The organism is Streptococcus intestinihominis, from assembly GCF_046824975.1.
GTDB lineage: Bacteria > Bacillota > Bacilli > Lactobacillales > Streptococcaceae > Streptococcus.
In genome coordinates, this window is record NZ_JBKQBL010000003.1 from 296,375 (window position 1) to 296,632 (window position 258).

General features: G+C 36.0%; 1 pseudogene. It reads right to left on the reverse strand.

The annotated features are described in order from the left end of the window. A pseudogene (locus tag ACLOR3_RS06670) lies at window positions 1–165 on the reverse strand (DUF1027 domain-containing protein); the annotation flags it as partial. Between the last annotated feature and the right edge of the window lie 93 nt (window positions 166–258).

Genomic DNA, 258 nt, shown 5'->3' on the forward strand with positions numbered 1-258 from the left:
CTCTGAAAAACGCTGACCAAAGACCGTAGCATCAAAGGCATCATTCTGATTCTCAACCAGCTCAAATGTTAATTGTTCTGCTAGCACTTGATTGCCAACCAGACGAAATTCCGGTCCGGGATATTTATTGTAATTAAATAATTCAGGGGATATTTCTTTGCGCATAGCCTTCCTTTATTCATACCTTTAGTTGTAACACTTTATTTTATCATAAATCCCTATCTTTAGATAGAATTTCAACGGAAAAGAGAAAATCTG